Annotated in this window: 1 protein-coding gene; it reads right to left on the reverse strand. The window is 69.2% G+C overall.

Features of this window, described 5'->3' with window-relative positions; translation table 11 throughout:
• A partial coding sequence (locus AC07RN_RS21250; RefSeq protein ID WP_478337258.1) for an AMP-binding enzyme occupies nt 1-445 on the reverse strand: 445 nt, incomplete at both ends.

Genomic DNA, 445 nt, shown 5'->3' on the forward strand with positions numbered 1-445 from the left:
TGCGTGCGGCGAGCTGCGACGCACCGAGCGAATCGCCTCCGCTCTCGAAGATGTCAGCGGACGCGTCCCGTATCTCCACGCCGAGGAGTTCACCCATGGCCTCGGCGATCAGCTTCTCGAGGGGCCCGTGCACGGCACGACCGCCGGCGTCGTCGAGTAGCGACGTCATCCCGGCCAGCGCCACCCGGTCGAGTTTGCCGCTCGGCATCAGCGGCAGGGATTCGAGGACCACCATCCGGTCGGGAACCAGGTGCCGCGGAAGCCGCTCGGCGAGCCAATCCCGCAGGTGGCTCGGGGACGGATACCCGCCGCACACGTACGCCACCAACCGACCGTCGACGAAGTTCGTCGCGACGCCGTGCACTTCGGGATGTTCTGCGAGCGCGGCGTCCACCTCTCCGGGCTCGACTCGGACGCCGCGCTCGCAGAACATCCCGAAGTGCAC

The organism is Lelliottia sp. GFLA7, from assembly GCF_056490165.1.